This is a genomic window from Paenibacillus xanthanilyticus (genome assembly GCF_042682185.1).
Taxonomy (GTDB): domain Bacteria; phylum Bacillota; class Bacilli; order Paenibacillales; family Paenibacillaceae; genus Paenibacillus_Z; species Paenibacillus_Z xanthanilyticus.
In genome coordinates, this window is record NZ_JBHUHA010000001.1 from 2,212,146 (window position 1) to 2,237,424 (window position 25,279).

A 25,279-nucleotide genomic window follows, 5' to 3' on the forward strand; every position below is an offset into this window, starting at 1 on the left:
TTAGTTGTATTTCGGGTTCGAGTTGATGTCGGCAAGCAGCTGCTCGCCAGCCGCCCGGTCGAACATCTGCAGCTTCGATCGACCGCCTTGCTCGATGCGAATATGGATCATCGTATCGTCGACGCGCTCCACCCGTATATCCGAGACTTCATGGTCTTCCGCCAATAGCTGACGAAAAAAATCGAGTGTATCGACGGCAGCGCGATCGTCCGGCCGCGCATGCGCGACCATATGGATTTGCAGCCAGTTAAACAACGCATCTTCGAATCGCATGAGACAAATAGCCCCCTGACATGAAGAATTCCCTTGCCGCTGATCGCCTAAACCCTCACTTAGCCGAGTTTATTGTCCGCCGCCGCGCTTGCTTGCGCTTCCGGCTTCGCATCCGTCTTGCCATTGCCTTTCCACTTGTCATAAAGCTGACGTCCGCGGAGCATGAGCATCATGCCCACCGCCACCGCCATGCACTGGATGATCGGCAGCAGGTCGTATTGCAAAATCCACAGCACGAACGATCCGATCGCCATAATGACGTGGACAAGAATTTCTTTCAAAATCGGCAGCCGCTTTTGGGCCCGAAATACGCTGTTGAAGATATACACGACAAAACAGAAAATCAAAATGTAAGAGATGACGGGATGGTCATGCAGCCACTGTTGCATCGGGGACGCTCCTCTCGGGTATTCGGCCGCGGCGGATCAAGCCGCAGCGAAAATTTGATCGGCCCCGGGCTGCCATCTTTTAGACGACGGCCCGAGGCCAAAAGTTTCATTGCTTATGCGTTGGATTGCGCCATTTTGCGTTGTTTCTCGGCACGCTCGCGTTCGGACTTGTTCAACAGCTTCTTGCGAAGGCGAATCGACTTCGGCGTCACTTCGCAATATTCGTCATCGTTCAAGTATTCGAGCGCTTGCTCGAGGGAGAACAGCACCGGCGTCTTCAGGCGAACGGTATCATCCTTCGTCGCGGATCGGATGTTCGTCAGCTGCTTCTCTTTGCAGATGTTGACGATGATGTCGGAATCGCGGTTATGCTCGCCGACGATCATGCCTTCATAGACTTCTGTGCCCGGCTCCATGAAGAGAATGCCGCGGTCCTCGACCGACATCATGCCATAGAACGTCGAGGTGCCGTTCTCGCTGGACACGAGTACGCCCTGGTGACGTCCGCCGACCGATGCGCCCGCAAGCGGACCGTAGCTGTCGAACGCGTGGTTCATGATGCCGTAGCCGCGCGTCAGCGTCAGGAAGTGCGTGCGGTAGCCGATCAGGCCGCGCGCCGGAATGATGAACTCCAAGCGTACTTGACCGGTGCCGTTGTTAATCATGTTGACCATCTCGGCTTTGCGCGTCCCGAGGCTCTCCATGACGGAGCCCGTGCTCTCTTCCGGTACGTCGATGATCAAGCGCTCGTAAGGCTCCATCTTCGAGCCGTCGATTTCCTTGATGATAACTTCAGGCTTCGAGACTTGAAGCTCGTAGCCTTCGCGGCGCATGTTCTCGATGAGAATGCCGAGATGAAGCTCGCCGCGTCCGGAGACGACGAATGCGTCCGGGCTTTCGGTTTCTTCGACGCGCAGCGCAACGTCCGTCTCCAGCTCTTTGAAGAGACGCTCGCGCAGCTTGCGGGAGGTCACCCATTTGCCTTCGCGTCCCGCGAACGGGCTGTTGTTGACGAGGAACGTCATTTGGAGCGTCGGCTCGTCGATCTTGAGTACCGGCAGCGCCTCCGGGTTGGCCGGATCGGCGATCGTCTCGCCGATATTGATCTCCTTGATGCCGGCGACCGCGACGATGTCGCCCGCGCCCGCTTCTTCGATCTCGATCCGCTTCAAGCCTTGGAAGCCGAACAGCTTCTCGATCCGGGCTTGCTTGGTCGCGCCTTCGCGAGTCATGACCGCTACCGATTGGCCTTGACGGATCTTGCCGCGGTTGACGCGGCCGATGGCGATACGGCCGAGGTATTCATTATAGTCAAGCAGCGTAACGAGGTATTGCAGCGGCTCGTCCACGCTCTCCGTCGGCGACGGGATGTGGCTGACGATCGTCTCGTACAGCGCCTGCATGTTCTCGTCTTGCTTCTCCGCGTCAAGGCTCGACGTACCCATGAGCGCCGATGCGTACACGACCGGGAACTCAAGCTGCTCGTCGTTCGCGCCAAGCTCGATGAACAGATCGAGCACCTCGTCCACGACTTCGCTCGGACGCGCGTTCGGACGGTCGATCTTGTTCAGTACGACGATCGGCGTCAGCTGGTGCTCGAGCGCCTTGCGAAGCACGAATTTCGTTTGCGGCATACAGCCTTCGAACGCGTCGACCACGAGCAGCACGCCGTCGACCATTTTCATAATCCGTTCTACCTCGCCGCCGAAGTCGGCGTGTCCCGGCGTATCGACGATGTTAATCAAGTAGTCCTTGTACGTAATCGCCGTGTTCTTCGCGAGAATCGTAATACCGCGTTCGCGTTCGAGGTCATTCGAATCCATCGCTCTCTCCTGCACCGCTTCGTTGTCCCGATACGTGCCGGACTGCTGCAGCAGTTTATCGACGAGCGTCGTTTTGCCATGGTCGACGTGCGCGATGATGGCGATGTTTCGAATGTTTTCTCTTGCTTGCATGTTCTTATCCACTCCAAATGTTTAAAGTTTGCTTACTTCTAAAAATCCGACTACCAGCGCGTTCTCCGACCTGCGACAAGCCATGCGCCGACCACGATCAGCGCTGCCGCGATCAGGTAAAGCCCCCAACCCCAGAACAACATGATGACGAAGAACGAGATGGAGACCAGCGCCAAAATGATGGCCGCCGTGAGCGGCACCTTGGGATGGGACATTTCAAACAGGTGATACTCGTACAAACCGACGGCGACCCCGAACACCAGCAGCGGCCATAAGACCTGCATATGGTGCCATCCGAATGCGATGCAGAAGAAAAAGATCAAGGCGCTGACCGTTAAGATGGCCCCTGGGATAAGCGCGACTGTCGGCAAAATGCGACCGAAAAACAGCACGTGCAGCAAAATGCCGGGGATCAAAACGAACAGCGGCCAGAAATTCGTCCCGATAAACGCGAACAACCCCAGCTTCCCGAGCAAAATAACCGCTCCGGCGATCAAAAAGACGACGCCAATAGCGTAATTATTTCTCGACATGCAAGCTTCCCTTCTCTCGACGCGATATTAACAATATAAGAAACGTATAAGACAGCTGCTTATACACGGCTTATATTCCCCAAAGGCAGAAACATCCAAACCCATGCAAATACCGGTCGTAAGCCGTTTCTTCTTGTCATTCCTATAGTTTAATGGAATGGGAGGCAAAAAACCAGTACGGTTCGATCTTTTTCGCCACAAAAAAAAGACGCCTTGCTTCATCTTCGAAGACGAAGCAGGGCGACGATGATGACAAGCGGCACGCATAATACGGGTATCGCGTGCTCCAGCGTATGCAGCCGGGCGAGGCTCGGAAGCAGTATCGGATCGTGAACGAGCATTTCGCCAGCCGCGAAACCAAGCAGGCCGCCGCCTAAATAAACGAGGAGCGGAAATTTGACGAGCAGCTTGCTGAGCAGCTGGCTTCCCCAGATGATCATCGGAATGCTGAGCGCGATTCCGAGCAGAATAAGAACCGGTTCGCCTTCGGCGACGGCCGCGACCGCCAGCACGTTGTCTAAACTCATGATAAAATCCGCCGCGATGATCGTGCGCACGGCTTGTCCAAGCGTGCCGGCCTTGCGCACCTGCTTGGCATCGTCCTCGAGATGACCGCCCGCCGCGTCCGTCACCAATTTGACCGCGATGACGAACAGCATCAGCGCGCCGGCAATCTGGATAAACGGCAGCTCCAGAAGCGTGATCGCCACCAAGGTCAGCATGCAGCGAAGCGCCACCGCGGCTCCCGCTCCCCACCAGACCGCTTTTTTGCGTTGTTCCTTCGGCAGCTGCTGGGCGGCCAGCGCGATGACGACCGCGTTATCGCCGCTTAACAGCACGTTGATAAACACAATCTCAATAAACGTTACAAGGCTGTCCAAGGGAACCTCCCGCATAAATGGATTATATGTAACTTGTATGTTCGGGCGGAGAGGGATATGTCCCAAAATTTTTTTTGAATCTCTCTTGGACTTATGCCGTAATTATTGTAGTCTATGTAGATGTAGAAGAAAGGGGCAATATAAGTTGGAGCTATTTTCTTTAGAGTTTTTCTCGGCCTTGCTCACCATCGTGTTCATCGACCTGATTCTTGCCGGCGATAACGCGATCGTCATCGGTCTGGCCGCGCGGAACTTGCCTAAGCATCAGCAGAAGCAAGCGGTCATCTGGGGTACGGTGGGAGCGGTCGCCATTCGCGCCGTGGCCACGATGCTGGTCGTCTATCTGCTCGATATCCCTTGGCTGCTGCTGGCGGGCGGCATTCTGCTCTTGTGGATCGCCTACAAATTGCTGGTGGACGATAACGACCACGGCGATAACATTAAAGCCGGCAACACGCTGTGGCAATCGGTGCGCACGATCATCATCGCGGACGCGGCGATGGGGCTGGACAATGTCATTGCCGTCGCGGGCGCCGCGCATGGCGACTACCTGCTCGTCATCCTCGGTCTCATTATCAGCATTCCGATCGTCGTATGGGGCAGCACGCTCTTCATCAAATTGATCGGCCGCTTCCCTTGGATCGTGTACGTCGGCTCGGCCGTCCTCGCTTACACCGCGGCGAAAATGATTACGCATGAACAAAAGATCGCGAGCTTCTTCGACGAAAACGAGCTGTTCCGCTGGTCGTTCATGATTTTGATCGTCATCGTCATCATCGCGGCTGGCCTTTGGAAGAACAACGCAAGCGCAAAACGCGCAGCAGAAAGAAGCAGAGAAACCCATTAGGGTTCTCTGCTTCTTTTTTGCCGCAATTGAAATCCGGGAGCAAGCTTAAAACCAATCGTCTTCGCCCGCTTGATGCGCATGCGACAGATCATCTGGCTTGATGATCATGGTCTCCGTTCCTTGAACCGCCTCTTCGATCATCCCCGCCAGATTCGGCACGAACGATTCAACTTTACGAACGACGTTCAAATTCGGATTCGTGCTCGGCGATTTCGGCACGAACAGCGTGCAGCAGTCCTCGTATGGCAGAATGGACGTCTCGTACGTACCGATCTCTTCCGCGAGATTAATGATTTCCTGCTTGTCCGTCATGATCAGCGGCCGCAGCAGCGGCAGATCGATATCCCGCCCGATGACGTTCATGCTGCCGAGCGTCTGGCTTGCGACCTGTCCCAGGCTATCGCCTGTCACGATACCGAGCGCGCCTGCCTTCTCCGCCAGCATCTGCCCGATCCGCAGCATCGAACGGCGCATCAGCGTGATGATCAGATGATCCTGGTTGCATTGCGTGAAGGAGGTCTGGATGTCCGTAAACGGCACGAGATGCAATTTTAGCGTCGCACCGCTAATCTCCGACAACCTGCGGGCGAGCGTGATGACCTTTTCCTTCGCCTGTTCGCTCGTGAACGGGTAGCTGTGAAAATGGACCGCTTCGATCTCCAGCCCTTTGCGCATGGCCAAATAACCGGCTACCGGGCTGTCGATGCCCCCGGAAAGCATAAGCATCGCCTTACCGTTCGTCCCATATGGAAAGCCGCCGGCAGCGGGCACGACGTCGCTGAATACGAACGCTCCTTCCGGCTGCAGCTCGACCCGCAGATGCACCTCCGGCTTCTTCACATCGACCTTCAGCGCCGGCATGGCGCGAAGCACGTGGCCGCCGACGAGCCGGTTCATCTCCTGGGAGTCGTGCGGGAACGTCTTCACGACGCGGCGGACGGACACCTTGAACGTGCCAGGCTCCGACGGCTGCGCGCGCATGACGTCCAGCGCCGCGGCGCGAATGGCCTCAAAGTCCAGCTCCGTATGTCGCACCGGCGAGAAGGAGACGATGCCGAAGACATGCTTCAGCTTGGCCGCCACCGCTTCGTACGGCTCGCCGTTCAACTTGATATACAGTCTGCCGAACGTCTGGATCAGCTTCGCTGCAGGGAAAGGCGCCACAACGCGCCTAACCTGTTCCACCATCCGTTGCTCGAACTGTTTGCGATTGCGTCCTTTGATCGTAAACTCGCCAAATCGTATTAATATCATGTCCGGTATTATCATGTGGTCTCGATCCTTCCTTCCTTGCGTTCAAGCGGCGCGAGCGCCGCTACCGTATCCCGAAGCGCTCGGCTAAGGCTTGCGACCGCCTGCTCGTCATGCTCATCGCCGAAGCTGACCCGAATGCCGCTCGAGGCGATGGCCGGCGGCATTCCCATAGCCTCGAGCACCCGGCTAGGCTTGCTGCTCTTCGAGGAGCAAGCCGACTGGGTCGATACGAGGAACCCTCTTTCCTCCAGCATGTGAATGACGACTTCAGGCTTCATGCCGGGATAGGAGAAGTGTACGATGTGAGGCGCCATGGCGATCTCGCCCGACTCGTCCAGTACGGACTCCCGTCCATTTAACCGAAGCTGGGGAATGTCTCGCAGCATGCCGACCAACCGCTGACGCAAATCGCGCATCTTCCGGGACCGTTCCGGCTGCTCTTCCAGCGCCATGCGGAATGCTTTGGCCGTCGCCACGATCGCGGGCACGTTCTCGGTCCCCGGCCGCATGCCCGCTTCTTGTCCTCCGCCGGCAAGAACAGGAGCCAGCGCGACACCCTCTCTCGCATACAGCAAGCCGCTGCCGCGAGGGCCGCCGATTTTGTGCGCGGAGGCGGTGAACAGGTCGATGCCCCATTCCACGAGACGGATCGGGAGCTTGCCGGCGCTCTGTACGCCATCCACGTGGAATAGGGTGTGGCTGCGGCCGCGCAGCAGCTTCCCGATCGCCGCGATCGGCTGAACCGCGCCCGTCTCGTTGTTCACGTGCATGACGCTGACCAGAATGGTGTCGTCGGCAAGCGCCGCTTCCACCTGCTCGGGATCGATGCGGCCATCTTCCTTCACCGGTAAATACGTAACCCGGAACCCTTCCGCTTCCAGAGCCGCGAAAGTTTCATAGACCGATGCATGCTCGATCCGGGTCGTTACGAGATGCCGGCCTCTCCCCTTATTTTGCCGCGCCGCACCGAGGATCGCCATGTTATTGCTCTCCGTCCCGCCGGATGTGAATGTCCAGTTATTCGCCCCCGTGCCGAAGGCGTCCGCGATGACGGCCCGCGCCCTGGCCAGCAGCTTCGCCGACTCGAGCCCCGCCCGGTGCAGCGATGAAGGATTCGCGTAATGCCGCTCCATCACTTCCGCCATCGTACGGACGACTTCTTTCTTCGGCGGCGTTGAGGCGCAATGATCGAAGTAATACATGGATGGATCCCCTCCCTTTTGCAAAAAATAAAGAAAGACCACGTTCCGGCGCATGACGCGAACTTGGCGCGCTGCGCGGCTGACGTGATCCCCTGCTTACTCGAACTCTATTCCTAATCTACTCTACGCCGTATATTCGTTCAATGCGCCGAGAACTTTGCCTACGTATTTCTGCGTCTCTTTCGGCAGGTTGCCGATTAGCGCCGTAAAGTCTTCGTTCGTCTTAATGCCAGCGCGGTCGACTCGTCCAGGCCCTGCATTATAAGCCGCCAACGCCGCTTTCTCGTTGCCGTCATACTTGTCCAGCAGATAGGCCAAGAACTTCGTTCCGCCTTCGATATTCTGCTTCGGGTCGAAGGAATCCGTTACACCGAGGCCTCTGGCTGTTCCGTCCATCAGCTGCATCAACCCTTTGGCCCCCGCATGGGACTCGGCATTGGCATTGAACGACGACTCGGTGTCGATCACGGCTTTGATCAGCGACGGCGACACGCCGTACTTCGCACCGGCCTGATTGATGAGATCGTCATACGCCGCGTTCGAGCCGCCGGATACCGGCGCCGAACTCAGTTCGGTGCCGCTGACGTCCGAGACGCCTTGCAGTGCCGCAGAGCTTCCGTAGGAAGCCGCAACAAGCGGCTGTAAAAACATCGCCGATGCCGACTCGTTGTTCAGCGCTCCTGCGTTCGACAACGCAGATAGCGCGGCGCTGTTATCCGAGCTCGACATCAATTGCTGAAGCACCGCATTAAACATGGACGCATTGTCGGATGCGCCGTTCGCGCTTGCGCCTGACGCGTTTAGGTTCGACGACATTTGAAGCTGAAGCAGCGTCTTGAGCACGCGCGGATCGATATTCATAATTTCGCCCCCTCTGATCGGTATGCCAGCGATATGGATGATGACAAAGTCTGTCCTTATTCTACAATTTTTCGCGCTTGTCCGCTAGTCGTTTCGGTCGTTTTTTAAATGGAAAAGCCGGCGGGAATCCCCACCGGCCTTCATTCAGGTTAACGCATAATATAGAGGAATAAGAACGAGATAGGAAGTGGCCGCGATAAGTCCCAGCGTTATTGACCAAATGCCGAGCCCCCGGCTGCCTTGACGAAAAGCGACGAATCCAATGAATGCGGCGGAAATGCCAAGCAGCACCGGCCAAACGAACCAGGACATGATCGCGATGATCAAGCCTGTCCACCCCGCGGCCTTGCCGGCGGAGCGCGTCGCGCGGGCGCTTTCTTCCCGGCTGCGGGAGCTCCTGTTCAGACCACTGACCGGTACGGCGATCTCGGCCGCCATTTCTTCCTTGTAGGCGGTCTTGTCCGTATGCTCGCACCGCTCCATATGCGGGCACGTCTCCGTGTCGTCATATGGACTGTATTCATGCGTTCGTTCGCGATCCATCGGCTATTCCCCCTTTGGCTTGAAGGTGTGACAGCACGTCGTTGCGGACTCCTGCGCTTTATCTTGGTGCAAGAACCCTTCCTCCGCCATCTCGGCGCCAAAATCGGAATGCGCATGCCGGTCGATCTCCACGTGGATCTCCTTCGCGTTGCACTGATTGCCCTGACCCCAGAACGAACAGTTGGATACGCTGCAGCTTACGCCATTCGGCATAAATAAATCACCCCCGTCATCAAGTTGCCCTGATGCGGGGGTACGTTATGACTGTTTATTTTTGCCCTTGCATTCTGCGTGCCGTCATGTAGTCGTTCTCGTAGTAAGCGAGATCGTCGCGCAGCTCTTCGAAAATTTTGGAAACGGCAAGCACGATATCGCGCGCAGGCCGTACCGGCTTGCTGCGGAAGCGGATCGCGTCTTGTCCCGTATATGCATAGCGTCCGTCTTCGGAATAACATTCGTTCTTCGGATAGAAAAAGGCATTAACGGACTGATGATACACTTCGTACAGCGCGCGTTCGGCAAACTCGATATCAAACGTTGGACGTCTCAGCGCAACGCCGAGCTTCTCGACGGCCACTTCCGAGAATACGAGAAGATGACGAAGATCGGACAGCAACCCTTTATAGAAAAGCTCTGCTTCGTTGCTTTCATCTTCCGCGGCAAGCTGTGGAAGCGCATGAGCATTCAAGAACGTTTCCAATTGGCCGATCGCTTGCTTCAGTTTTTCCCTGGTTGATTCGCTGAGCGGTTTCACGTTTGTCGATGGCATAGGTAGATCCCCTTTCATTCTCCAAAACAAAACTTCAAGGCAACAACATAGTACCACAAAATGCTGGGGGATGGTACTCCCGTTTACGCCGGATAACCGTATAATTTGATGCCCCGGGCTGAATGTTAAGCGTGAACGGAACCGATCAGGACGGCTTCGAGTTCATTTCCATCACATCATAGGGATAAAGGAGCCTGATTACGCATGCGACGCAAATGGATAGGCTGGTTCGCCGCGGCCGCGGCCGTTGCTTTTCTCATCCCGATCACGCCTTGGTTCGGCGCGCCGACGGAGAACGACGGCAAATTGGAGGGGCTGCAGGCCGATCAAGTTAAAACGCTGAACGCGCACCGCGAGCATACGATGAAAATCCGCACGGTTCAGGAAGACATGAAGGCAACGGCGATGCTATGCTCGAGCGAATGCAGCATCAACTTCCGCAAACTCATGACCTCATCGACGAAAGGAAAAGCGAAGTCCGAGCATTTGCGCCACATGATGGACATGCATAAACAGATGGTCTACGTACAATGGCTGCAAAACGGCGACACGACGACGCGCGGCGTGGTGCCTTACGCGCAGTTCCCCGATATGCGCGAGGCGCTCGCCACCGCGCGGCTCCATCTTCAACAAGGCAAAGAATACCATTCGAACACCATTGAGCCGGGTGGACACCGTTATGTCGTCATGACCGTCCCGAGCTACCGCATGAAGGGCGACGGGGTCGTCGGCATCATACGCCAGGACTTGGTCAATAACATCGGCATGCATCAACGCCGCAACTTAAGGCTCGTTCCATACCCGGCCGAAGGCAAATACAAAATCGAATCGGTCAAGCCTAACACGATGCAGGACACGACGGTCGATACCGGCGAAGACAACGGCAACGCAAGCCATTATCACATTAACGAGGTCGTGGTCAAATTCCGTCAAACGCCGACCGAAGAAGATCTTGCCCGGATCAAGCGAGACCTCGAAGCACAGTTCATTCGCAAGCTTGGCTATACGTACGTCATACGCTCCTCGCAAAAACTGACCGAAGACATGATGGCGTACCTCAAGAAAAACTGGGATCCGCTGTATGTCGAACCGCATTATTTGTATTTAACCAATGATACGCAAGGCAACCCAGACCGTTCCATCGTGCCGAACGATGTGCTTTATTCCGATTATCAATGGAATTTGCCATCCATCGAAGCCGAGAAAGGCTGGAGCGTCGCCAAAGGTTCCGGCGTGCTCATCGGCGTGCTGGATACCGGAGTGCAGCTGGATCATCCCGACCTCGCCGGCAAACTGGCCGAAGGCAGCAATATGGTGACGCCGGACTCGCCGCCCGATGACGACGTCGGCCATGGCACGCACGTCGCCGGCATTATCGCAGCGAACGTGAACAATAACGAAGGCGTCGCCGGCCTATCTTGGTACAACAAAATCTTGCCCGTCAAAGTGCTCGACTCCAGCGGCGCCGGGTCGACGTATTCGGTGGCGGAGGGCATCATCTGGGCTACGGATCACGGGGCCCGCGTCATCAATATGAGCTTGGGCAACTATGCGGAAGCCGAGTTCCTCCACGACGCGATCAGATATGCCTACGACCACGACGTCGTCTTGATCGCCGCCAGCGGCAATGACAATACGATTCGCCCCGGCTATCCGGCCGCTTATCCGGAGGTGCTCGCCGTCGCGTCAACCGACCCGGACGGGGCCAAGTCTTCATTCTCCAACTACGGCGATTATATCGATGTCGCCGCACCGGGCGCGAGCATCGCCAGCACCTACCCTGGCAGCCAATACGCGGCGCTGTCCGGCACGTCGATGGCGAGTCCGCATGCTGCGGCGCTTGCCGGCTTGATTCGTTCTCTTAATCCGGAACTGACGAACGTGGAGGTCATGGATATTATGCGCCATACCGCCAAGGACCTGGGGGATCCCGGGAAAGACCCTTACTTCGGCTACGGTCAGATCGACATCATCCGCGCGCTGAATGCCGCCAAAGAAACGGCCGTGTCGCTGCAGCGGTTCCCGGAGATGGTGGAGCGTCGGCTCGGGCAGCTGAGCGCGGAGGAACGCGGCTCGGCGACGGGACATAAGCAAGGGTAGATCGTCAAAGCAAAAAGGCCGTCCGCTCTCCGGAGGAATTCCTTCGGAGAGCGGACGGCCTATATTTGTTTTGTTATGTGTAGCCAATTTGTTGTGACCACAATGCTGCGCTTCCTATTGGAAACGCAAACCAATGTGGGTGTAGTTCGGAAAGTTTGCCGTAAGCCGGGTTCTGTACTTCCGGTGGTGCGAACGGGAACAACCCTCCCACCATTGAAGCGACAATCATCTATCTAGGCCTGCCATTGCTGACAGGCTCCAGCGACACACCCGAACGCTCCCCGGGCAAGGGCGCGCTTAAAGCGCTGCGTTCTCTCGGTCTTGCTCCAGATGGGGTTTACCAGCCCCGTTGTCGCCAACGGCGCTCGTGGTCTCTTACACCACGGTTCCACCCTTGCCTGTGCCAGCCTTGCGGCCGGCCATCGGCGGTCCATTTCTGTGGCACTATCCTTCGGCTCGCGCCGACTGGACGTTATCCAGCATCCTGCCCTATGGAGCCCGGACTTTCCTCTCGCGGCCGAAGCCGCCAGCGATTGTCTGTCAAACTTTCCGGTGCTTAGCTAGTATACACGGAAAGGTCGCGAAGCTCAAGCGGGTAACGATTGGCGGTTTCGCCAAACGGCTGCCAGCTGCAGCTACACGAACCGAAAAACTTCGGTAGAGATCTCCGACGCCACCGCCACGGTCCCATACTTGCGCTCGGCCAGTTGTTTGCTCAACCATTCGGCCACGCGCGGCTTCATGATTTTCTCGATGTTATGGCCCGGGTCGACAATCGCAAGCCCCGCCGCCAACGCGTCGTGCGCGGTGTGGTAATCGATATCGCCGGTGACGAGCACATCCGCGCCCGCGAACAACGCATGTCTGACGTACCGGGCACCAGATCCGCCCAGCACCGCGACTTTGCGAACCGATTGACCGGACTCGCCCACGATGCGAACCGCCGGGACGTCAAACACCTGCTTGACGCGCTCCGCGAACTCGCCGAGCGTGGTCGCCTCCGCTAGTTTGCCGACCCGGCCAAGACCGAAGCTGCGGCCTTTCAAGTCCATCGGATAAAGGTCATAGGCAACCTCTTCATAAGGGTGAGCCTTCAGCATCGCCTGTACGACGCGCTTCTGGACGCTTTGCGGCACGATCGTCTCGATGCGCATCTCCGCGACGCGTTCCAGCTTGCCCTGCTCGCCGATGAACGGATCGGTCCCTTCACCAGGGACAAACGTGCCTGTGCCTTCAATGTTGAAGCTGCAGCAGCTGTAGTTGCCGATCTCGCCCGCGCCGGCTCTCCACAGCGCCTGCAGCACCTGCTCATGATGATCCTGCGGCACGAACACGACGAGCTTGCTCAGCTTGTCCGTATGTACGTCCTCCAATGCGGCGCGCTTCTCTCCGTCGATGCCGAGCATATCCGCCATCCAATCGTTGATGCCGCCTTCGGCCACATCGAGATTCGTGTGCGAGATATACACCGCGATGTCGTGTTTGATGAGCTTCTCGTACAGCTTCCCCGCCGGGGTAGACGTGTCGAGCTTGGCAAGCGGGCGATAGATAATCGCATGATGGGCGATAATCAGCTCCGCGCCGATTCGGATCGCTTCCTCTACAACGTCGTCGGTCACGTCGAGCGCGATCAGCACCTTCGTAATGTCCTTGTGCAGCGTGCCCAGTTGAAGGCCAATCCGGTCATTCTCCACCGCGTAATGTTTGGGAGCCAGCTGCTCCATTAATTGGATGACGGTTTGTCCGTTGGCGTACATGCGAGCACCTCCTGGATTTGAGCGATCTCCATCCGGAATTCGGCTTCCTTCGCGCGGGCATCCGGCGTGTCCGAGCCTGCCATTTGCGCGACGATCCGCTCCAGTTTGCCGATTTCCAGTTCCCACTTTTGATGAAGAACCGGGGAAGGGTTGCGGAGCAGATGGGGCCCCATCCGATAGAGCCAGTTCGCCCACAACGCCGATTCCGTCTCAGGCTTGTTCAAAAAAGCCGGTTCATACAAAGCCGCATTCTCGATAGACGCAGTCGGCGATAATACGGCGCGCAGCACTTCGTAGAATCGACCATCCTCCTCGAGCACCGTCTCGTCCGTGAGCGTCCAGCCATGCTTCACCAGCCAGCGGCGGACAAATTCCTCGCCCACGTTCGGCTGAAGCACGAGCTCGCGGACCCCTTCCAGCTTGCCGGCAAGCCTGCCGGCTTCCAAAATATCCGTCATCAGACTGCCGCCCATGCCCGCGATCGTCACCGTATCGGCTTCACCCGGCTGAAGCACGGACAAGCCGTCGCCTTGGCGCACCGAAATAACGGCAGACAGTCCGGCGCTTGCCGCCGCTTTGCTTGCCGCTTGATAAGGCCCTGTATTGAGTTCGCCCGCGATGGCGGACGGCGCTCTGCCGCTCTGGACGAGATAGACCGGCAGCAGCGCATGGTCGGAGCCGATATCCGCCGTGCGCGAACCAGGCGTGACCCGGTCCGCGATTGTTTGCAATCGTTTCGATAACTTCATCATGCTATGCAACCCACGCAATCCATTTTTTTCGCAAGGCAAAGAGCAATGCGCCCTCCACCACGATTTTAACGATTAATTGAATTTGAAACCAAGCTTGATCCTTCATAAATACCGCCGTATACAATTCCGGCATCAGCCACACGATCGCGGCGGTCGCAAACAAGACCGCTGCGATGCTTTTGGACCATCGATGGAAAAACCAACTGCACCAGCCGAACACGATCGACAGCGGCAGCCAGAAAATTTGCACCTCGTACCATTGAGGATCGTTCGCGTTCCTGGAAATGAGCAGGCCGTAAACAAGGAAAGACGCGATCCACCCGCCGAGATGCAGCAGCGGAATGCGTGCAAATATGCCGACCGCCACCCAGAATAACGAGCAGATGCCGAGCCAACCGACCTGCCAGCCCCATTGTTCCAGCCCGTGAAGCTGCAGCATATAGATCCCCACGCCGAGCATAAGCAGCATGCCGATGCCGATCAATCCGATGCCGGCCGCCTCGTTTTTATCTCGAAAACGTTGGCCGATCAGCAGTAAAATGAGGACCATCGAGGCCGTCACCCCTATTTGCAATAGCGGGTGAAAAGCGTTAAAATGAAGTACAACGAAACAGATCAAGGAAAAAATGCCAAAAGCAAGGAGCCAACTGAGTCCGGAAGCCGTCTTGATGGCTTTCACCGCTTTGCCCGATAAATAGACGGGTTCCTTCACTTCTCCCGTCTCGAGATACAGGTTAAGGAGAAAATCGCAATATTGCTCCGGTAGCAGCTTGCTCCGCTGCCAATGTTCGATTTCCCGAATGATCGTTTTCCGACGTTCCTGGTCCATGTCAGTCTTCCCCTCGTGTTAGCGCTGCCCTTGAAGGAAAAGGGACCTCGCTGCTTGCATGCAGAGGGGTCCCCTTCGATTATTCCAAGAAATCTTTCAGACGTTTGCTCCGGCTCGGGTGACGCAGCTTGCGCAGCGCTTTCGCTTCGATCTGGCGAATCCGTTCGCGCGTAACGCCGAACACTTTGCCGACTTCCTCCAACGTGCGGGTTCTGCCGTCATCCAGACCGAACCGCAGACGAAGCACATTCTCCTCGCGCTCCGTGAGCGTATCGAGTACATCCTCCAGTTGTTCCTTCAGCAGCTCGTATGCGGCCGCATCGGCTGGCGCGAGCGCCTCCTGGTCTTCAATGAAATCTCCCAGATGCGAATCGTCTTCTTCGCCGATCGGCGTCTCGAGCGATACCGGCTCCTGCGCGATTTTCATAATTTCGCGTACCTTCTCGGTGGACAGATCCATCTCCTGCGCAATTTCTTCCGGGCTTGGCTCGCGGCCAAGTTCCTGCAGCAGCTGTCTGGACACGCGTACGAGCTTGTTGATCGTCTCGACCATATGAACGGGAATCCGGATCGTGCGTGCTTGGTCCGCAATCGCGCGCGTGATCGCTTGGCGAATCCACCAGGTCGCGTACGTACTGAATTTATAGCCCTTCGTGTGGTCGAATTTCTCGACCGCCTTGATCAGACCCATGTTGCCTTCCTGAATGAGGTCAAGGAACAGCATGCCGCGGCCGACATAGCGCTTGGCGATGCTCACGACCAGACGGAGGTTCGCTTCGGCCAGACGGCGTTTCGCCTCTTCGTCGCCATGCTCGATCCGCTTCGCGAGTTCGACTTCGTCGTCAGCCGAAAGAAGCGGAACGCGGCCGATTTCTTTCAGATACATCCGTACCGGGTCATTGATTTTGATGCCTGGCGGGAGTGCCAAATCGTCATCGAAATTGAAGTCGTCATGCTCGCGCTCTTGGTCATCCCCCCCGATGCTCGGGCGGTGGTCTTCGTCGCTCTCATTTACCACTTCAATGCCGTGATCGTCGAGCTGTTCGAAGAACTCGTCGATTTGTTCCGGATCTTGATCAAAAGGGGATAGCTTCTCCATGATATCTTTGTACGTTAAAGTGGATCTTTTCTTCCCCTGTTCAATCAGCTGTTCCTTGACAAGATCCAGCTTCTGTTCAGCATCCAATTCAGTATGTTGATCGTTCGCCATAATACGACTCCCTCCCCCCTAGAAATATAAGCCTACCGTTGCTTCATATTGCGTTCTAGGGTATTGATCTCAATTCCAATTCTTGCAGCCAATAACATGTCGCCGGAGCGCTCTGCACGCACCATTTCTTCTCTTTTCCGTTCGATCTCCCGCTGCAGCGGCACTTTGCGGATTTCTCGGATAAAGTCCTCCAGCAGCCCCTCATCGAAAGGGAAGTTATCCTCTGTCATCAGGATCGAAGCGGCTGTCCGTTCCAGACGGTCGTCTTGGAGCGAGGCGATAAACCGGCTGACATCGGGATCATGGCCTTGCGCATAATAAGCGTATAAATAAGCAGCAAGCGCTGCGTGATCCTCTACGTTAAATGCGTCTCCGAGCTTGTCGTGCACGGCCTGCGCCACTTCGGCATCCTGCAGCATCCGGGCCAGCAGCCTGCGCTCGGCGGACTGGTAAGCCGGCAAAACCGGCGGAGCTTGCGGGATGGCGGGCGTATTGGGCACACGACGGTTTTCATTCCTACCAGTATTCCACCAATTGTCGTTATTATCCCTTTGCGGTTTCATTTTGTAGGACTTTTCCCGGTGATGAAAGACGTCCTGTTTGAGCACCTCAATAGGTATATCGAATTCCCGGGACAAATCTTTGAGATAGATTTCCCGTTCAATCGGGGAGTCCAGCGCGGCGATGATGCCGGCCGCTTCGAGCAGGTAATCTTTGCGCCCCTCTTCTTCTAGGAGTATATGGTTTTTCTTGGCATATATTAGCTTAAATTTCGTGGCCGACACCGGATGCTCGATCATCTCGCGCATGAACGCGTTCGCGCCATGCTTCTCAATATATTCGTCCGGATCCATCCCTTGCGGAAGCACTGCCACTTGTACTTTAAGCCCCGTCTTCTCGAGCAGCGGGATCGTCTTGAGCGCGGCGGCCATACCCGCATTATCGCCATCGTAACAGATGATGGCCTCGTCCGCGTTCCGCTGAAGGAGCGACGCATGTTCCTCCGTCAGCGACGTGCCCATGGAAGCGACGCCGTTGTTCACCCCGGCGCTCCATGCCTTGATGACGTCCATATACCCTTCGAATAAAACGACTCGCCGATGCTTGCGCATATCCACGCGCGCATGGTGGAAATTGTACAAGTTCCGGCTTTTGTTGAACAACCGCGTCTCCGGCGAATTCATATACTTCGGTTGTCCTTCGCCTAAGAGACGTCCGGCAAACGCGATCGTCTTGCCCTCCCGGCTCCATAACGGGAACATGATGCGTTCCCTGAACCGGTCCACATAGCCGCTTCCGTCGTGTTTGGCGCTGATCAATCCGCCCTTCTCCATAAGGGCCAGATCGAATTTGCGCTGATCGAGGAAACGAACCAGCGTATCCCATTCCCTCGGCGCGTAGCCGATGTTGAAGTGGTCGATCTGTTTGTCGGTGACGCCCCGATTGCGCAGATAGGCCATCGCCTGCTGACCGTGCGTCGTGTTCTTCAACAAATAATTGTATAATTTGGCGGTCAGCTCGTGCGCTTCGATCAGCTTCTCGCGCTCGAGATCCGCCGGCGTCGGGGCTGCATCGCTCGCCGTCCAATCGAACGGGATGCCGGCCTCCTGCGCCATGACCTTCACCGCTTCAGGGAATGAGTATTCCTCGATTTCCTGAATAAACTTGATGGCGTTGCCGCCTGTTCCGCATCCGTAACAGTGAAAAATTTGTTTTTCCGGCGTGACCGTGAACGAGGGCGTACGCTCGGAATGAAAGGGGCACAACCCTTTCATGTATTTTCCCTGCTTGGAAAGCTGAACGTATTTGCCCACCGTATCTACGATATCATGATGCCGAAGTACCGCTTCAATGACGGAATCCGGTATTTTCTCGTAAGCCAATGAACTTCACCTTCATCCAAAATGACACGTAATACTATTCGCTATGGTTCACCAATCTCCTGCCGATGGAGCAAAACTTTTGTCAGCTTTTGCTGAAACCGGTAACGATCCTCGTCCGTCATCGCCTTGGGGCCTCTCGTTTTGCCGCCGCTGCGGCGTCGCTTGGCAAGCTCATGGCGGCGTTCCATCAGAAAATCGATATTCCGCTCGTCATACTCTTGCCCGCGCGGTGAAAGCGCGGTTGCGCCTTTCGCCAGCACGACGACCGCAAGACCGAAGTCCTGCGTAATCACGATGTCTCCCTTTCCGACATGATTGGCTATGTAAAGGTCGACAGACTGATCGCTTCTGTCGACCTGAACGACGCGCACCCCCGGCTCGGCTTCCAGCCGATGATCGAACGAAGCGATCATCAGCACTTCCACCGCGAGCGTGCGCGCGACCTGCACGATTTCCCGTTTGACCGGACAAGCGTCCGCATCCACGACAATAAGGGGTTCAGACCTTGTCGCCACTGAGGTTCACCGCATTTTCTGGTAAAGTACCGTACTATTATATACGGCAAAGAACAAAAAAATCCTGCTTGTCAAGGGTACATCGCAAAGTTTCTTTACAAAAATAGTTAGGACGATTTCACAATGCTTTCCATGATCAAACTGGCCGTCTCTTCAACTGCCCGGTGTGACACGTCGATTACGACGCAACCTAGTTTGGTCATGATTTCATTCGCGTGTGCGAGCTCCCGTTCGATCCGGGTCGGCGTGGCATAAGCCGCGCTATCCGGTAGGCCGAGCGCCTTCAACCGCTCCTTGCGAATGACGTTCAAATAATGGACGCCGATCGTCAGCCCTACGATCTTCTCCTTCGGAATGCGGAACAGTTCGTCCGGCGGGGTAAGCTCCGGCATGAGCGGCACGTTCGCGACCTTGAACTTTTTGTGGGCCAAATACATCGAGAGCGGCGTCTTAGACGTGCGGGAGACGCCGACGAGCACGATATCCGCTTTCGTAATGCCCGTCGTATCCCGCATATCGTCGTATTTAACCGCGAATTCCACTGCCTCGACCTTCCGGAAGTAATCCTCGTCAAGCACGTGGTTGAGTCCGGGTTCTTGACGGGATTTGCGGCCGGTCTTCTGCTCGAGGCTGCCCACGAGCGTGCCGAGCAAATCGATGGCCGGCACGCCATGCTCCTGCGCCAGGCTGTTCAAGCACTCCTGCAGCTGCGGGAGGACAAGCGTATAGAGAATGATGGCGCCTGCTTCCTTCGCCAGCTCGACGATCCGCGCGGCGGCCGCTTCGTCCTGGACGAACGGGGCCCTGCGGATATCGGCCGAGATCGGATGGAACTGGGCGACGGCCGCCCGTACGACGAGCTCCCCGGTATCGCCGGCGGAATCCGAAACCACATAGATGATCACTTCAGCTTGCGTACTGGCAGCCATAGCATATCCCCCTACCAAACCAATTTGGACAAATCGGCGATGCGCGACGTTTGCTCCGCGATCAAGGCAAGCGTAGCCAGCCGGTTCGCGCGGACGTTATCCTCTTCAGCCATTACCATTACACGGTCGAAATAACCGTTAATCGCGTCTTTCAAAACAGCTAACTCGCGGAGCGCGACGGCCGAGTCCCCCGCTTCCAGCGCGGCGTCGACTTTCGGCTTCACCTCATTGAACGCGCGGAACAGGGCATGTTCGACCTCTTCGGCGAACAGCTCCGGCAGCACGTCCCGCGTCGTCGCCTTCGCGGCCAAGTTGCCTACGCGGGTCAACGCATCGACGACAAGCTTGAATTCGGCTTGACGTTCGCCCGCTACAGCCAACGTCAGGGCGGAAGCGCGGTCGATCGTTTGGCGCAAATCGCCGTAGCCGGAAGCCATGACCGCGTCGATAACGTCATACCGGATACCTTGCTCGGATAGCACGTTCTTTACGCGAAGGCCGAAAAATTCATGCAAGTCTTTACGGATGTCGCCGGCTTCGCGTTTCAACCCGCGCCCTTGATGGACATCCAGGGACAAATTGAACAGCGTATCGAGCGGCAGCTTCAAGCCGTGTGCGAGCACAATCTGAACGATGCCCGCGGCTTGGCGGCGCAGCGCGTAAGGGTCTTGCGAGCCCGTCGGGATAATGCCGATCGAGAAGCAGCCGACGATCGTGTCGATTTTGTCCGCGATGCTCACGATGGCGCCGACGAGCGAGCTCGGTGCGCGGTCGCCCGCGAAGCGCGGCTGGTAGTGTTCATTGATGGCCTGTGCAACCTCGGCGCGCTCGCCGGCCTTACGGGCATAGTCCTCGCCCATGACGCCCTGCAGCTCCGGAAACTCGTAGACCATTTGGGTAACGAGGTCGAATTTGCAAATCGCGGCCGCGCGATTGACGTCGTCCAGCACGCGCGAATCGACGCGAAGCGCGTCCGACAATTTGCTCGCCGTCACTTGAATCCGCCGTACTTTGTCCGCTACCGTGCCGAGTTCCTCGTGATAGACGATCGTCGTAAGCTTGGCGAGCGCATCGTTGATCGCCAGTTTCTGGTCTTCTTCATAGAAGAATTTGGCGTCCGACAGACGAGCGCGGAGCACTTTCTCATTGCCTTTGGCTACTTGCTCGATCGACGTGCGGTCGCCGTTGCGCACCGTTACGAAGAACGGCAGCAGCTTGCCTTCGCCGTCCAGCACCGGGAAGTAGCGCTGATGCTCGCGCATCGACGTAATGAGGACCTCTTGCGGGATGTTCAGGAACGCCGGATCGAAGGTACCGAAGAGCACATTCGGATATTCGACGAGGAACAAGACTTCCTCCAGCAAATCTTCCTTCACCGCGATGTTCCAACCCTTGTCGGCCGCAAGCGATGCGATCTGATCGAGGATCAGCTGCTCGCGTTCCTCAACGTCGACGATCACTTGCTGCTCTTTCAACTTGGCCTCGTATTGCCGTGGCTCGCCTACGATTGTCTCGCCGCCAAGGAAGCGGTGGCCGCGCGTCGTATTGCCGGTATGTACGCCCGTAATTTCGAAAGGCACGACATCCTGGCCGAACAATGCGATCATCCACTTGATCGGACGGACGAATTTCAAGTCGTATGCGCCCCAACGCATGTTTTTCGGGAACGACATCGACGTCACGATCGCGCTTAAGCCCTCCGGCAGCACTTCGCTCGTCACGGTGCCGACGCTGCTTTTGTTCGCATACACATACTCGACGCCGCCTAGTTCCTTAAAGAAGAAGTCGGCCGGATCGACGCCTTGGCTGCGGGCGAATCCGAGCGCCGCTTTGCTCCAAGCGCCGCTCTCATCCAGCGCGATTTTGCGCGACGGGCCTTTCACTTCTTCGCTCACGTCCGCTTGCTTCTCTTCCACGTCTTGAATCAGCACCGCCAGACGCCGCGGCGTTGCGAAGGCTTTCACTTCGCCATGCGGAATACGGGCATTCTCCAGCCATTTGACGGTCTTCTCTTTCAGTTGGTTCATCGCCCCGCGCACGAAGCGCGCCGGCACTTCCTCAAGTCCAATCTCCAGCAGCAAATCCTTAGCCATTTGCGCTCACTCCTTTCTTAAGCAGCGGGAAGCCGAGACGTTCGCGCTCTTCCAAGTACGTCGCCGCGCAGGCGCGCGCCAGGTTGCGAACCCGCATGATGTAGCCCGTGCGCTCCGTTACGCTGATCGCGCCGCGCGCGTCGAGCAGGTTGAACGTATGGGAGCACTTGAGCACGTAATCGTAAGCCGGGAAGACAAGCTTCTGCTCCATCGTCTTCTTCGCTTCTTCTTCGTACATGTTGAACAATTGGAAAAGCATCGCCGCGTCGGAAGTTTCGAACGTGTACTTGGAGTGTTCGTATTCCGGCTGCTTGAACACGTCTCCGTACGTGACCCCATTGACCCACTCCAGATCGAAGACGTTCTCTTTGTCCTGAATGTAGGAAGCCAGACGCTCCATGCCGTATGTAATTTCGACCGCGACCGGGTTCGCGTCGATGCCGCCGACCTGCTGGAAATACGTAAACTGCGTAATCTCCATGCCGTCCAGCCATACTTCCCAGCCCAGACCCCATGCGCCGAGCGTCGGCGACTCCCAGTTATCCTCGACGAACCGGATATCGTGATGGAGCGGATCAATGCCAAGGCGCTTCAGGCTCTCGAGATACAGCTCTTGAATATTATCCGGGGACGGCTTCAGGATCACTTGGAATTGATGATGCTGGTACAACCGGTTCGGATTCTCGCCATAACGGCCGTCGGCCGGACGGCGCGAAGGTTCGACGTACGCTACGTTCCACGGCTCCGGTCCGATCGTGCGAAGGAACGTCATCGGGTTCATCGTGCCGGCGCCTTTCTCGGTATCGTACGGCTGAACGAGAATACAGTTCTGCTCCGCCCAGAATTGCTGGAGCGTCAAAATCATGTTCTGAAAATTCATCTCTCGCTTAACTTCCCTTCTTCTTGGTATGGTGTCGTTCCTCGTCACCAGACTAGTGCTCAAGCATGCAAAAAGCTCCCGCCCCTATGTCCGATGATCAGACATAGGGACGAGAGCATATCTCCCGCGGTTCCACCCTACTTGGTCCCCGTGCGAGCCGCGCCGCGCGCAGCTTGTCCGAGAACCCGCTTTCGTTCCTGCTTGCCGGACTCCGGAGTGCCCTTCGCCGATTGATCTAGACCGGGCTTGCACTATCCCCGGCTCGCTGGCCACGCGACCAAATCGATTACTTTCTCCCTCATTGCCCGTATTCATAATGCCTAATCATAGCCATTTTGAGTCAAAAAGTCAACTTCAGGCAATACGCTTACTCCAGCGTGTACTTGTCCAGCTGATCCAGAAACGAACGCGACTTCAGATTCAACCCGACATGCGTATCCATTAGCTGCCGCATCGCCTGCTTGAGCAGCTTCTTCGTCTCGGGCTTGACCTGTACCTGCCCCATCCGCCTCATATCCATCCGTCGATACAGCCGCAGAAGTTTGAGCGCGCCGTCCGTGAGATGCAGCGCTTGCGGATCCCGGTAGGCGCAGCGGCTGCACAGGACGCCGCCGGCCCGGGCGCTGAGCGCCATCGGTCCGACGACGTTGCCGCAGGATGCGCACGTCTCGAAGTCCGGGGCGTAGCCCGTTAATTCCAAAACTTTGATCTCGTACAATTGGATGATAATTTCCGGATCCTTGCCTTCCGCAAGCGCGGCGAAGCAGCTCTTCAGCTGTTCGAATACGTAGGCGCCCGCCTCGTCCTCCTGCAGCGCGCGATCCGTCAACTCCGCTGCGTAAGACGCATAAGCGGTAAGCTCCAGCCCTTCACGCAAAACATGGTGAGATTCAATAATCTCACCATGCGTTAGCGTACCAAGGCCGGTATTACGGAAAAAGATAAATTCGCCGTGCGTGAAAAGCTGGGCTAGCGAGCCGTGCCTGCTTTTGGCCTTCTTCGCTCCGCGGATAATGACGCCCACTTTGCCGTGCGTATTCGTCAGCAGCGTGACGATTTTGTTGCCTTCCCCGTAATCGATGCTTCGGATAACCAAGCCTTCGACCCGATACTGCATGTGCCTCTCCCCTTAACCGGCCGCGCAAACCGAATAGGCTGAAGAGGCATTACTCCTTACGGCGCAAGTTCCTCCGCCGCTTCGGCCGCGGCATCCAGCTCCGCTTGGCTTTCCGCCAAGCCGTCAGCCGATAATTGATCCATTTCCTTATAGAGCAAAAAAGCGTCTACGTCTCCGGTCAGTGTAAAATACTTCCACGAAAAATCTCGCACCCGTATTCCCCTCCGTCATGGAAATGATCTAGGGTCTTAGAATGCGATAATTGTCCGCGGGCTATGCCAAGCATAAATTGGTTATGTGATCCGGCCTTATGACAACAGCCGCGTTAGTCGTTGCGGAAACCGAGGTCTTTCAGCATCCGGTCCTGGTTCCTCCAGTCCTTCTTCACCTTGACCCACAGCTCCAGAAACGTGCGGGAACCAAGCAGCAGCTCGATATCCTTGCGCGCCTGCTTGCCGACTTCCTTCAGCACCGCGCCTTGCTTGCCGATCACGATGCCTTTCTGCGAATCTCGCTCGACGAAAATCACGGCTCCGATATAGACAACGCCGTTCTCCTGCACCTTCATGTCTTCGATGGCGACCGCGATCGAATGCGGCACTTCCTCGCGCGTCATGTGCAGAATTTTCTCGCGGATCAGCTCGGCGACGACGAATTGCTCAGGATGATCCGTCACTTGATCGGCCGGGTAATACTGCGGCCCTTCCGGCAGATACTTCGTCAGTGTCTGCAGCAGCGTCGAGATGTTGTTGCCCTGCAGCGCGGAGATCGGCACGATCTCGGCGAAGTCGTGCAGATCTTTATATTCCGTAATCAGCGGAAGCAGCGCCTCCGGCTGGATTTTATCGATCTTGTTCATCACGAGGAAGACCGGCGTCTTCACCTTCTTCAGCTGCTCGATGATGAAACGGTCTCCGCCGCCCAAGCCTTCGGCCGCGTCGATCAGGAAGAGCGCCGCGTCGACTTCGCCCAGCGTGCCGACGGCCGACTTATTCATGAAGTCGCCGAGCTTGTGCTGCGGCTTGTGAATACCCGGCGTGTCCAGGAACACGATCTGATAATTGTCCGCCGTATATACGCCGTGGATTTTGTTTCGCGTCGTCTGCGGCTTGTCCGACATGATCGCGATTTTTTGTCCGATCATCTCGTTGATCAGCGTGGACTTGCCTACGTTCGGCCGACCGATGATCGCGACGAAGCCGGAACGGAACGGTTCTTTTTTGGTGGGTTGATTCATGATTGCGCTTGATTCCTTTCGTCTTCCAATGAAAATGCGCCCGGGAGCAGCTCCGTAATGGTGGTGATCCGCCAGTCGCCTTTCGTGTTGGTCATAATGATTGGCATGTCCGGCGCGCACAGCTCCGCAATCACCTGGCGGCAGACGCCGCATGGCGTGATCGGCTGCTGCGTGTCGCCCGTCACCGCGATCGCGCGGAACGAGCGGGGACGATGGCCGTCGGCGATGGCGCGATGAAGCGCCGTGCGTTCCGCGCAGTTCGTCGGGCTATAAGCGCCGTTCTCGACGTTACAGCCAAAATGTATGACGCCTTGCTCGTCCAGCAGGGCGGCGCCGACTTGAAAATTCGAATATGGCACGTAAGCGCGCTTGCGCGCTTCGAGCGCGGCGTCCGCGAGTGCCCGCCACTCGGGCGGGAGGTTGTCCTTATGTCCGGCTTGAGGTTGATTCATGTCCATCTCTCCATCCGA

26 protein-coding genes and 1 other RNA gene are annotated in these 25,279 nt (G+C 56.8%); 2 read left to right on the top strand and 25 right to left on the bottom strand.

The genetic code is table 11. The features are described from left to right. From ACFSKT_RS09435 to ACFSKT_RS09455, 5 genes are all read right to left on the bottom strand, one after another. A complete protein-coding gene (locus tag ACFSKT_RS09435; RefSeq protein WP_377722488.1) occupies nt 1-273 on the bottom strand; it encodes a hypothetical protein in 273 nt (90 codons plus the stop codon). A 59-nt stretch (nt 274-332) separates the two neighbouring features. Further along, nucleotides 333-662, bottom strand: a complete 330-nt coding sequence (locus ACFSKT_RS09440) for a YlaH-like family protein (RefSeq protein ID WP_377722489.1) — start codon at nt 660-662, stop codon at nt 333-335. A 113-nt stretch (nt 663-775) separates the two neighbouring features. Further along, a complete protein-coding gene (gene typA / locus ACFSKT_RS09445) occupies nt 776-2,617 on the bottom strand; it encodes a translational GTPase TypA (RefSeq protein ID WP_377722490.1) in 1,842 nt (613 codons plus the stop codon). Nucleotides 2,618-2,667: 50 nt separating this feature from the next. Then, the gene (locus ACFSKT_RS09450; protein ID WP_377722491.1) at nt 2,668-3,150 is read right to left on the bottom strand and encodes a hypothetical protein; all 483 of its coding nucleotides are present in this window, start codon (nt 3,148-3,150) and stop codon (nt 2,668-2,670) included. 218 nt (nt 3,151-3,368) lie between these two features. Continuing rightward, on the bottom strand, nt 3,369-4,031 hold the full coding sequence (locus ACFSKT_RS09455) for a TerC family protein (protein WP_377722492.1): 663 nt from the start codon (nt 4,029-4,031) through the stop codon (nt 3,369-3,371). A 145-nt stretch (nt 4,032-4,176) separates the two neighbouring features. Between ACFSKT_RS09455 and ACFSKT_RS09460 the strand changes: the two genes are divergently transcribed. Beyond that, nucleotides 4,177-4,878, top strand: a complete 702-nt coding sequence (locus tag ACFSKT_RS09460; protein ID WP_377722493.1) for a TerC family protein — start codon at nt 4,177-4,179, stop codon at nt 4,876-4,878. Between the two features lie 45 nt (nt 4,879-4,923). On the opposite strand, the gene thiI is transcribed toward ACFSKT_RS09460, so the two are convergent. The 6 genes from thiI to ACFSKT_RS09490 form a co-directional block, all read right to left on the bottom strand. Continuing rightward, a complete protein-coding gene (gene thiI, locus ACFSKT_RS09465) occupies nt 4,924-6,132 on the bottom strand; it encodes a tRNA uracil 4-sulfurtransferase ThiI (RefSeq protein WP_377722494.1) in 1,209 nt (402 codons plus the stop codon). A gap of 11 nt (nt 6,133-6,143) precedes the next feature. Then, nucleotides 6,144-7,334, bottom strand: coding sequence for a cysteine desulfurase family protein (locus ACFSKT_RS09470; RefSeq protein ID WP_377722495.1), 1,191 nt, complete (start codon nt 7,332-7,334; stop codon nt 6,144-6,146). Nucleotides 7,335-7,457: 123 nt separating this feature from the next. Beyond that, complete coding sequence (locus ACFSKT_RS09475; protein WP_377722496.1) at nt 7,458-8,195, bottom strand: lytic transglycosylase domain-containing protein; 738 nt, start codon at nt 8,193-8,195, stop codon at nt 7,458-7,460. Between the two features lie 144 nt (nt 8,196-8,339). Further along, entirely contained in the window at nt 8,340-8,738 is a 399-nt protein-coding gene (locus ACFSKT_RS09480; RefSeq protein ID WP_377722497.1) for a hypothetical protein, read from the bottom strand. A 3-nt stretch (nt 8,739-8,741) separates the two neighbouring features. Continuing rightward, nucleotides 8,742-8,951 (bottom strand): DUF1540 domain-containing protein, encoded by a 210-nt coding sequence (locus tag ACFSKT_RS09485; protein ID WP_377722498.1) that lies wholly within the window; start codon nt 8,949-8,951, stop codon nt 8,742-8,744. Nucleotides 8,952-9,006: 55 nt separating this feature from the next. Beyond that, entirely contained in the window at nt 9,007-9,507 is a 501-nt protein-coding gene (locus tag ACFSKT_RS09490) for a YpuI family protein (protein WP_377722499.1), read from the bottom strand. A 204-nt stretch (nt 9,508-9,711) separates the two neighbouring features. Here ACFSKT_RS09490 and ACFSKT_RS09495 point away from each other — a divergent pair, with 204 nt between their 5' ends. Then, entirely contained in the window at nt 9,712-11,607 is a 1,896-nt protein-coding gene (locus ACFSKT_RS09495) for a S8 family peptidase (RefSeq protein WP_377722500.1), read from the top strand. Between the two features lie 146 nt (nt 11,608-11,753). On the opposite strand, the gene rnpB is transcribed toward ACFSKT_RS09495, so the two are convergent. The 14 genes from rnpB to cdd form a co-directional block, all read right to left on the bottom strand. Further along, an RNA gene (gene rnpB, locus ACFSKT_RS09500) (RNase P RNA component class A) lies at nt 11,754-12,156 on the bottom strand. Nucleotides 12,157-12,242: 86 nt separating this feature from the next. Continuing rightward, nucleotides 12,243-13,364: a Nif3-like dinuclear metal center hexameric protein gene (locus tag ACFSKT_RS09505; protein ID WP_377722501.1), complete on the bottom strand. Its 1,122-nt coding sequence runs from the start codon at nt 13,362-13,364 to the stop codon at nt 12,243-12,245. Beyond that, nucleotides 13,331-14,116, bottom strand: coding sequence for a tRNA (adenine(22)-N(1))-methyltransferase (locus tag ACFSKT_RS09510; protein ID WP_377722502.1), 786 nt, complete (start codon nt 14,114-14,116; stop codon nt 13,331-13,333). Before ACFSKT_RS09510 ends, ACFSKT_RS09505 begins: the two co-directional genes overlap by 34 nt. 1 nt (nt 14,117) lies before the next feature. Beyond that, on the bottom strand, nt 14,118-14,945 hold the full coding sequence (locus ACFSKT_RS09515) for a hypothetical protein (protein WP_377722503.1): 828 nt from the start codon (nt 14,943-14,945) through the stop codon (nt 14,118-14,120). A gap of 79 nt (nt 14,946-15,024) precedes the next feature. Continuing rightward, nucleotides 15,025-16,155 carry an RNA polymerase sigma factor RpoD gene (gene rpoD, locus ACFSKT_RS09520; protein ID WP_148928466.1) on the bottom strand — a complete coding sequence of 377 codons (1,131 nt, stop codon included), beginning with the start codon at nt 16,153-16,155 and terminating at the stop codon, nt 15,025-15,027. A gap of 32 nt (nt 16,156-16,187) precedes the next feature. Next, complete coding sequence (gene dnaG / locus ACFSKT_RS09525) at nt 16,188-18,038, bottom strand: DNA primase (protein WP_377722504.1); 1,851 nt, start codon at nt 18,036-18,038, stop codon at nt 16,188-16,190. Between the two features lie 41 nt (nt 18,039-18,079). Then, the gene (locus tag ACFSKT_RS09530) at nt 18,080-18,553 is read right to left on the bottom strand and encodes a YaiI/YqxD family protein (protein ID WP_377722505.1); all 474 of its coding nucleotides are present in this window, start codon (nt 18,551-18,553) and stop codon (nt 18,080-18,082) included. 107 nt (nt 18,554-18,660) lie between these two features. Continuing rightward, nucleotides 18,661-19,482, bottom strand: coding sequence for a pyruvate, water dikinase regulatory protein (locus ACFSKT_RS09535; protein ID WP_377722506.1), 822 nt, complete (start codon nt 19,480-19,482; stop codon nt 18,661-18,663). 11 nt (nt 19,483-19,493) lie between these two features. Further along, on the bottom strand, nt 19,494-21,575 hold the full coding sequence (gene glyS, locus ACFSKT_RS09540; RefSeq protein ID WP_377722507.1) for a glycine--tRNA ligase subunit beta: 2,082 nt from the start codon (nt 21,573-21,575) through the stop codon (nt 19,494-19,496). Then, entirely contained in the window at nt 21,568-22,455 is an 888-nt protein-coding gene (glyQ, locus tag ACFSKT_RS09545; RefSeq protein ID WP_377722508.1) for a glycine--tRNA ligase subunit alpha, read from the bottom strand. Before glyQ ends, glyS begins: the two co-directional genes overlap by 8 nt. 367 nt (nt 22,456-22,822) lie before the next feature. Further along, nucleotides 22,823-23,572 carry a DNA repair protein RecO gene (gene recO / locus ACFSKT_RS09550; RefSeq protein WP_377722509.1) on the bottom strand — a complete coding sequence of 250 codons (750 nt, stop codon included), beginning with the start codon at nt 23,570-23,572 and terminating at the stop codon, nt 22,823-22,825. A 56-nt stretch (nt 23,573-23,628) separates the two neighbouring features. Then, on the bottom strand, nt 23,629-23,784 hold the full coding sequence (locus ACFSKT_RS09555) for a YqzL family protein (RefSeq protein WP_377722510.1): 156 nt from the start codon (nt 23,782-23,784) through the stop codon (nt 23,629-23,631). A 113-nt stretch (nt 23,785-23,897) separates the two neighbouring features. Continuing rightward, nucleotides 23,898-24,809 carry a GTPase Era gene (gene era, locus ACFSKT_RS09560; protein WP_377722511.1) on the bottom strand — a complete coding sequence of 304 codons (912 nt, stop codon included), beginning with the start codon at nt 24,807-24,809 and terminating at the stop codon, nt 23,898-23,900. Next, entirely contained in the window at nt 24,806-25,261 is a 456-nt protein-coding gene (gene cdd, locus ACFSKT_RS09565) for a cytidine deaminase (protein WP_377722512.1), read from the bottom strand. The genes era and cdd overlap by 4 nt, the downstream gene beginning before the upstream one ends. Nucleotides 25,262-25,279 lie beyond the last annotated feature (18 nt).

Excerpts from the sequence above, each read along its gene's own strand:
- ACFSKT_RS09435 (WP_377722488.1), bottom strand. The coding sequence starts at position 273 with ATGCGATTCGAAGATGCGTTGTTTAACTGGCTGCAAATCCATATGGTC.
- ACFSKT_RS09440 (WP_377722489.1), bottom strand. The coding sequence starts at position 662 with ATGCAACAGTGGCTGCATGACCATCCCGTCATCTCTTACATTTTGATT.
- typA (WP_377722490.1), bottom strand. The coding sequence starts at position 2,617 with ATGCAAGCAAGAGAAAACATTCGAAACATCGCCATCATCGCGCACGTC.
- ACFSKT_RS09450 (WP_377722491.1), bottom strand. The coding sequence starts at position 3,150 with ATGTCGAGAAATAATTACGCTATTGGCGTCGTCTTTTTGATCGCCGGA.
- thiI (WP_377722494.1), bottom strand. The coding sequence starts at position 6,132 with ATGATATTAATACGATTTGGCGAGTTTACGATCAAAGGACGCAATCGC.
- ACFSKT_RS09470 (WP_377722495.1), bottom strand. The coding sequence starts at position 7,334 with ATGTATTACTTCGATCATTGCGCCTCAACGCCGCCGAAGAAAGAAGTC.
- ACFSKT_RS09475 (WP_377722496.1), bottom strand. The coding sequence starts at position 8,195 with ATGAATATCGATCCGCGCGTGCTCAAGACGCTGCTTCAGCTTCAAATG.
- ACFSKT_RS09480 (WP_377722497.1), bottom strand. The coding sequence starts at position 8,738 with ATGGATCGCGAACGAACGCATGAATACAGTCCATATGACGACACGGAG.
- ACFSKT_RS09485 (WP_377722498.1), bottom strand. The coding sequence starts at position 8,951 with ATGCCGAATGGCGTAAGCTGCAGCGTATCCAACTGTTCGTTCTGGGGT.
- ACFSKT_RS09490 (WP_377722499.1), bottom strand. The coding sequence starts at position 9,507 with ATGCCATCGACAAACGTGAAACCGCTCAGCGAATCAACCAGGGAAAAA.
- ACFSKT_RS09495 (WP_377722500.1), top strand. The coding sequence starts at position 9,712 with ATGCGACGCAAATGGATAGGCTGGTTCGCCGCGGCCGCGGCCGTTGCT.
- ACFSKT_RS09505 (WP_377722501.1), bottom strand. The coding sequence starts at position 13,364 with ATGTACGCCAACGGACAAACCGTCATCCAATTAATGGAGCAGCTGGCT.
- ACFSKT_RS09510 (WP_377722502.1), bottom strand. The coding sequence starts at position 14,116 with ATGATGAAGTTATCGAAACGATTGCAAACAATCGCGGACCGGGTCACG.
- ACFSKT_RS09515 (WP_377722503.1), bottom strand. The coding sequence starts at position 14,945 with ATGGACCAGGAACGTCGGAAAACGATCATTCGGGAAATCGAACATTGG.
- rpoD (WP_148928466.1), bottom strand. The coding sequence starts at position 16,155 with ATGGCGAACGATCAACATACTGAATTGGATGCTGAACAGAAGCTGGAT.
- ACFSKT_RS09535 (WP_377722506.1), bottom strand. The coding sequence starts at position 19,482 with ATGGCTGCCAGTACGCAAGCTGAAGTGATCATCTATGTGGTTTCGGAT.
- glyS (WP_377722507.1), bottom strand. The coding sequence starts at position 21,575 with ATGGCTAAGGATTTGCTGCTGGAGATTGGACTTGAGGAAGTGCCGGCG.
- glyQ (WP_377722508.1), bottom strand. The coding sequence starts at position 22,455 with ATGAATTTTCAGAACATGATTTTGACGCTCCAGCAATTCTGGGCGGAG.
- recO (WP_377722509.1), bottom strand. The coding sequence starts at position 23,572 with ATGCAGTATCGGGTCGAAGGCTTGGTTATCCGAAGCATCGATTACGGG.
- era (WP_377722511.1), bottom strand. The coding sequence starts at position 24,809 with ATGAATCAACCCACCAAAAAAGAACCGTTCCGTTCCGGCTTCGTCGCG.
- cdd (WP_377722512.1), bottom strand. The coding sequence starts at position 25,261 with ATGAATCAACCTCAAGCCGGACATAAGGACAACCTCCCGCCCGAGTGG.